Genomic DNA, 6,015 nt, shown 5'->3' with positions numbered 1-6,015 from the left:
AACCTATTGGCGTTAGAAAACGCACCAAATGAAATTGTATCGTCGTTTGAAAATGCACCGGCAGCTATTGATTTTACGAAAACAGATAGTCGAAAATTAGTCGGACATATGAATGAAAAAATGTCATTGTTTCAAGATTTCATTTATGCGGATGGTGGGTTTGAACACTGCGATCTTGCTGAGATTACAGCAAAAATCAATAGAATGCCGCAACGTCAATTAGGGTGGGCGTTGTCGGTTGAAGCTCTAAATGACCTATTCAACTAGCTACATAACAAGGCATTTAAGAGTGATTCGCAACGCTTGGCATTTTCGCTTCGCTCAAGTATAGCCAAGCGTCGCTCACACCTTAATGCGGCGTTATGTGATTAATGAAATTTCAACTTCATTGGAGAATATAAACTGAATATGGGCACAATAAAAAATCCAAAAGAGATATATCAGGAGCTAGGGCGCCTTATTTGGTCTATCTTTCCAGAAGATGGTTTAGAAGCATATTTCTATTGCCAAGTATTTAGTTCCGATAGCGACTATAAGTTTAATTGGCTAGATCGCGAGGGAAATGAGTCAAAGTACGATTTTGAGCAACATCCGACAGATGTTCTCTATTTAATCTCAGTTCAGTTACGAGAATTACAACAACATTCTGTCTTTGAGCGAGAGCGATGGACCCATTGCAAAGTCACGCTTACTGATGACGGTCAAATAAACCTCAAGTTTGCTTACATAGATAAAAATGATAGCTGGAGCGGTTTGTATATGAGAGGGATTAGTTCGCTAGCCAAAGATGAACTAGAGACTTTTTCTGTGCCTAACGATGTTTGGGAAGAATGCCAGCATACAGCCTAAATATGTCCTCTTCTGGCTAAATTAAGAAATAACCAATCGCAGCTGGTAGTTGGATAAACACATAACAAAGCGTTTAAGACGGATTCCCAACGCTTGGCATTTTCGGTTTGCTTTTAATTTAGTGTTTACGGCACAATGGTTTAGGTAACGTGGTAGCGTTGCTCACCACTTAACGCGGCGTTAGGCAAGGTGCGGTGAGTTTCTCATTTCTATTCTTCTTTGCTTCTTTTAGCCATCCGCTTTTCTAAGTCGGTAATTCAGCATTGTCGGCTCCAGTTCTTGAATGACTCCACCCGCAAAACATGCCAAATTTCATGGGTTGCCTCATTGGTTTTTAGCGTTAGTCGGTTGTGAGTTTCACTGACTCAAAGTGTGGAAAGGGCAAGTTAATAGGTGCTGTCTTGAAAGCTGATAGTTCGCAGCTTTGAATCTCAGCGTCCTAAAAGCAATGTCGTTGTTGCTATCTCGTATTCGGAGTTCGCTGAAACCATAGCTATAACATAGTGGCTTCGGTAGTTCTTGAATCACAAAAAATCCGTGGGTAATTGGTTGCTTATGATGTTTAAGGTATTCTGTATCAAATCAAGTTAGTGAACACACGGAAATCTTGCCTAACAAAGCGTTTAAGGCAGATTCGCAACGCTTGGCGGTTTCACTTCGAATCGGCTGTAGTGTTTATGGCGCAGTGGTTTAGTTTGGTGGTTGCGCTGCTCACTACTTAACGCGGCGTTATATGCTTTCAAGTTTCAAACAATAAAAGGACTTAAAAATGATTCTAAATCACGTCTCAGTTGGTGCTTCTGATGTGGTAAAAGCAGTTAGTTTTTATGACTCAGTTCTTTCTACGTTGTCTATTAAGCGTGCTCATTATATAGAAAATATTGCAGCGGCTTATGGTGAAAATTTTGAATTTTGGGTTGGAAGCCCTTGTGAAGGAAAGGCGACATCAAGTAATGGTGCTCATGTGGCTTTCAATGCGCCGTCAAAAGAAGCTGTTGAGCAGTTCTATTCTACAGCCATTGAATTGGGTGGTTCATGTGCAGGTAAACCAGGCTTAAGACCAGAGTACGGTGAAACTTACTATGCAGCGTTCGTACGTGACTTAGACGGAAACAAAATCGAAGCAGTTTCAATGTAGCTTCGAGTACTCATATAACAATAAATTTAAGAGTGATTCACAACGCTTGGCGCTTTCAGTTCAAGCAAGTTTAGTGTTTATGGCACAATACTTTAGGTAGGGTGGTTAGCGTTGTTCACACCTTAATTTGGCGTTATGTTTACTTGTAATTCAAAGGCTTAAGTATCTTAGGCTCTAGTTCTTTGTCCCTATGGCAGTTCGTCCCTAGTAGACTCAGCAAATCAGTATTATCGGTCTAAGTTCTTGAATCTCTTAGGCCGTATGCCTCATTGGGCAGGGAAGTGTTCATACTTGTTTTGGGTTGGTCGCCTTTGGTGGTCAAGCTGGTTCTTACCTTGTGGTTTGGTTAAGAAAAATGGTCTTAATCATCAGTTCTTTCTCAAGTAAGTCAGTTACTTGCGGTAAAACATAACAAACAATTTAAGCAGATTCGTAACGCTTGGCATTTTGGGTTTGAATTAGCTTTAGTGATTAGGGCACAATGTTCTGGTTAAGTGGTAGCGTTACTCACTACTTAATTGGGCGTTAGGGCTTAAGAGGAAATTTGCATGGCTGTCTATTTCATAGCGGAAGACGAAAATGGCAACTATGATTGCCTGCGGATCAAAATTGGAATTAGTAAAAATGTACCTAAGCGCCTTGCTCAACTCAGTACAGGAAGCCCATATAAGCTCAAATTAATGGGCTGGATCAATACCGAAAACGACAGAGACTTTGAAAAGTCATTGCACCAAAAGTATCTCGAAAATAATGTTCACCTTGAATGGTTTGAGTTAGGCGTATGTGATGTTTTAGATGAGCTAAAATTCCACTCTGTAAACAGCCATATTTCGGTAAACGATAATGCTTTTGAAGTCGTCGCACGAGATCGTAATGGAGTCCCAGAATGTGTCGGTTCTTGGCAATGGACTGAAGTGGATAATCAAGAGTTTTGCCCAAACTGTGGGTGGGGTGGTGGCTTAGATTACAACGAGAATTTTGGTTGCGAGCGTTGTTTACAATGTGGTTTTTGCGAAAATCATGTAGTACAGCCCTAACAAAGCATTTAAGAGTGATTCCCAACGCTTGTCATTTTTCATTCCATTGTTGGGTTTCGTGTTTATGGTAGTCTGGTTAAGTTTCGTGGTAGCGTTGCTCACACCTTAATGCGGCGTTATGTTTACTTGTATTTCAAAGGCTTAAATGTCTTAGGCTCTAGTTCTTTGCCCCTCTTGCAGTTTGTCCCTAGTAGACTCAGCAAATCCGCATTATCGACTTAAGTTCTTGAATCTCTTACGGAGTAAAACATGCCAATGTTCGTGGGTTGCTTCATTAGCAGGTCGAGTAGGCTAGGTTGTATTTCCTTTGGCTTAAAGTCGCTTTGAGGTTCTTTTCCAAGCAACATCCTACCTTGGCAGTAGTCTCGGCAACTAACCATTGTTTGGCGCTGTTGTGAGAAAAGACTAGGGCACTTGTTGGTGCTTTGTCGGGTTGCCTCATTGGGCAGGGAAGTGTTCATACTTGTTTTGGGTTGGTCGCCTTTGGTGGCCAAGCTGGTTCTTACCTTGTGGTTTGGTTAAGAAAAATGGTCTTAATCATCATTTCTTTCTCAAGTAAGTCAGTCACTTGTGGTAAAACATAACAAACAATTTAAGCAGATTCGTAACGCTTGGCATTTTGGGTTTGAATTGGTTTTAGTGATTAGGGCACAATGTTCTGGTTAAGTGGTAGCGTTACTCACTACTTAATTGGGCGTTAGTTGCCAATGAAGAAAAAAGTTATTAAATCAGCAAGTTTAGGGCTAATGTCAGAGTGTGTTTTGCTAGTTTTCGCACTTCATTTTCTAGCTCATAGGGTTCGTTTAAATAGTACTTTGTTTGGTGCTTGGTTGGACTTTCTGTTTTAGAAGGTAAACCGCTCGTTGAAAGTCTGCTCTGTTGGTTAGTCTTTCCAAAAGTGTTCTTTGGTGTTTAAAGTCCGTTTTCTACGGCGTTGTGAATTCCAAGTGGTTTCAATGACAGTCGTTTTTAAACTGCGCCTGATTTGGGTTTTTAGCTAGCGTAAGAAACAGAGTTGGCAAAGTCTCAATGAGCTTCAAACCCAAGGCTTAGGGTAGGCAACTAACAAACAATTTAAGCAGATTCGCAACGCTTGGCATTTTGGGTTTGAATCTGCTTCAGTGTTTACGGCACAATGGTCTAGGCAGGTGGTAGAGTTGCTCACAACTTAATTGGGCGTTATGTGTCTACCGTATTTCAAAGGAAAGTAATGGACAATATATACGAAGATAAGCTGTTTCTTAAGTATGCCAAGGAAATAGCCGTTTCAATAATTGAGTCATCTCCAGACCACTTGCAATGTATTGAAATATTACTGGAGCCTGAAGAAGGTGGAGTGTCGGTTGTGCAGGCTGTCAGCGAAAATCCAGATGACTTTTTCTCACCAAATGATGAGTTATTGGATGCAGCCGAGGCACTTAATAAGTATATACAAGAAAATGGACAAAAACTTAGCTTGGTTAGCTTTCAAGTGTTTCTTAAAGAAAATGGTCAGTGGGGCTACAAGGTTAGTATTAATTAAAGCACATAACAAACTGTTTAAGAGTGATTCGCAACGCGTGGCATTTTTACTATGCGTTGCGCTTAGTGATTAAGGTAGTATGCAGCGGCTTCGGTATTGCGTTGCTCACACCTTAACAGGGCGTTATGTCACTAGTTGGTTGTATATTTATCATATGGTATAGTGTTCCGAAATTTTTCGGAGGCTGATTATGAATGAAATTGTAGGGCTTTTACTGTTACTTGGTAGCGCAGTATGGATTATTCCTTTTTGGATGGTTTGTTCAATTGCTGCTTTCGTCATTGCTGAAAAATATGGACGTACAGGCATAGTCTGGGCGGGTATTTGTTTGCTCACTGGCATTTTGGGTCTTATAGTATTACTTGCATTCGGTCGAGATGAAGCAGGTATTAAATATAAGGGGTTAAAATCCCGACGTTTTCGCGAGTGTCCAAATTGCTGCGAAGCAGTGCTGAGAAATGCACGTGTATGTAAGCATTGCCACAATGAATTACCTGAACTACCTCATGACGAGAAGTATTATTTCCAGAAAAAGAAAACCTACTTCGACCCATCTTACCCCGAAAGAGAATGTAAGGGCTGCTCTGAGACAATTAAGAAAGGAACAGTAAACTGCTTTAACTGTGACACTATAAATGAACTCTAGCAGTACCTGAAATAGTGACATAACAAAGCGTTTAAGACAGATTCCCAACGCATGGCACTTTCAGTGTTCATCGTTGGGTTTTGTGTTTATGGTGGTAATGTTTAGTTAGGTGGTAGCGTTGCTCACTACTTAACGCGGCGTTAGTTGCCAATGAGGAAAAAGTAGCTAAATCAGCAAGTTTAGGGCTAATGTCAGTGTGTCTTTTCTAGGTTTCCGTCTTCGCCTTCTAGCTTATTGGGTTCGTTAAAATAGTGCTTTGGTTGGTGTTCGGTTAGGCTTGTTGTTTCAGAAGCTAAACCGCTTGTTGAAAGTATGCTCTATTGGTTAGTCTTTCAAAAAGTTTTCTTTGGTGTTTAAAGTCCGTTTTCTACGGTGCTGTGAATTCCAAGTGGTTTCAGTGACAGTCGCTTTAAAACTGCGCCTGATTGGAGCTTTCAAAACAAGACAGAACAGTGTCGGCAAAGTGGAAATAATCTTCAAACAAAGCCTTAGGGCAGGCAACTAACAAACAATTTAAGCAGATTCGCAACGCTCGGCATTTTAGGTTTGAATCGGCTCTAGTGTTTACGGCACAATAGTCTAGGTAGTTGGTAGCGTTGCTCACCACTTAATTGGGCGTTAGTTGCCAATGAAGAACAAAGTAACTAAATCAGCAAGTTTAGGGCTAATATCAGTGTGTTTTTGGTTAGGCTTCCGTGTTTCAGTTTCTAACTTCCCGAATCGGTGATAGTGGTGTTTTGGTTGGCGTTTCGCAGGATTCTCTGTTTTAGAAACTGATTCGCTCGTTGAAAGTCTGCTCTGTTACTTAGTCTATCCAAAAGTG

Annotated in this window: 5 protein-coding genes and 1 pseudogene; all 6 read left to right on the top strand. The window is 40.8% G+C overall.

Translation table 11 applies throughout. The annotated features are described in order from the left end of the window. Nucleotides 1–267 (top strand): annotated as a pseudogene (locus F0231_RS20495) (hypothetical protein); the annotation flags it as partial. A gap of 141 nt (nucleotides 268–408) precedes the next feature. Next, nucleotides 409–849, top strand: a complete 441-nt coding sequence (locus F0231_RS20490; protein WP_171761526.1) for an immunity protein YezG family protein — start codon at nucleotides 409–411, stop codon at nucleotides 847–849. Nucleotides 850–1,618: 769 nt separating this feature from the next. Next, nucleotides 1,619–1,987, top strand: a complete 369-nt coding sequence (locus tag F0231_RS20485; RefSeq protein ID WP_171761525.1) for a VOC family protein — start codon at nucleotides 1,619–1,621, stop codon at nucleotides 1,985–1,987. A 548-nt stretch (nucleotides 1,988–2,535) separates the two neighbouring features. Next, entirely contained in the window at nucleotides 2,536–3,024 is a 489-nt protein-coding gene (locus F0231_RS20480; protein WP_171761524.1) for a GIY-YIG nuclease family protein, read from the top strand. Between the two features lie 1,210 nt (nucleotides 3,025–4,234). Next, nucleotides 4,235–4,546 carry a hypothetical protein gene (locus F0231_RS20475; RefSeq protein WP_171761523.1) on the top strand — a complete coding sequence of 104 codons (312 nt, stop codon included), beginning with the start codon at nucleotides 4,235–4,237 and terminating at the stop codon, nucleotides 4,544–4,546. 190 nt (nucleotides 4,547–4,736) lie between these two features. Further along, nucleotides 4,737–5,192: a hypothetical protein gene (locus F0231_RS20465; RefSeq protein WP_171761522.1), complete on the top strand. Its 456-nt coding sequence runs from the start codon at nucleotides 4,737–4,739 to the stop codon at nucleotides 5,190–5,192. Nucleotides 5,193–6,015 lie beyond the last annotated feature (823 nt).

It is taken from the genome of Vibrio sp. RE86 (assembly GCF_013114545.1).
Classification (GTDB): domain Bacteria; phylum Pseudomonadota; class Gammaproteobacteria; order Enterobacterales; family Vibrionaceae; genus Vibrio.
Note: the sequence above shows the minus strand (reverse complement) of the source record. Positions and strands in the feature narration are given on the sequence as shown.

Bases quoted from the DNA above. Each gene is read 5' to 3' on its own strand.
- F0231_RS20490 (WP_171761526.1), top strand. From the start codon at position 409: ATGGGCACAATAAAAAATCCAAAAGAGATATATCAGGAGCTAGGGCGC.
- F0231_RS20480 (WP_171761524.1), top strand. From the start codon at position 2,536: ATGGCTGTCTATTTCATAGCGGAAGACGAAAATGGCAACTATGATTGC.
- F0231_RS20485 (WP_171761525.1), top strand. From the start codon at position 1,619: ATGATTCTAAATCACGTCTCAGTTGGTGCTTCTGATGTGGTAAAAGCA.
- F0231_RS20465 (WP_171761522.1), top strand. From the start codon at position 4,737: ATGAATGAAATTGTAGGGCTTTTACTGTTACTTGGTAGCGCAGTATGG.
- F0231_RS20475 (WP_171761523.1), top strand. From the start codon at position 4,235: ATGGACAATATATACGAAGATAAGCTGTTTCTTAAGTATGCCAAGGAA.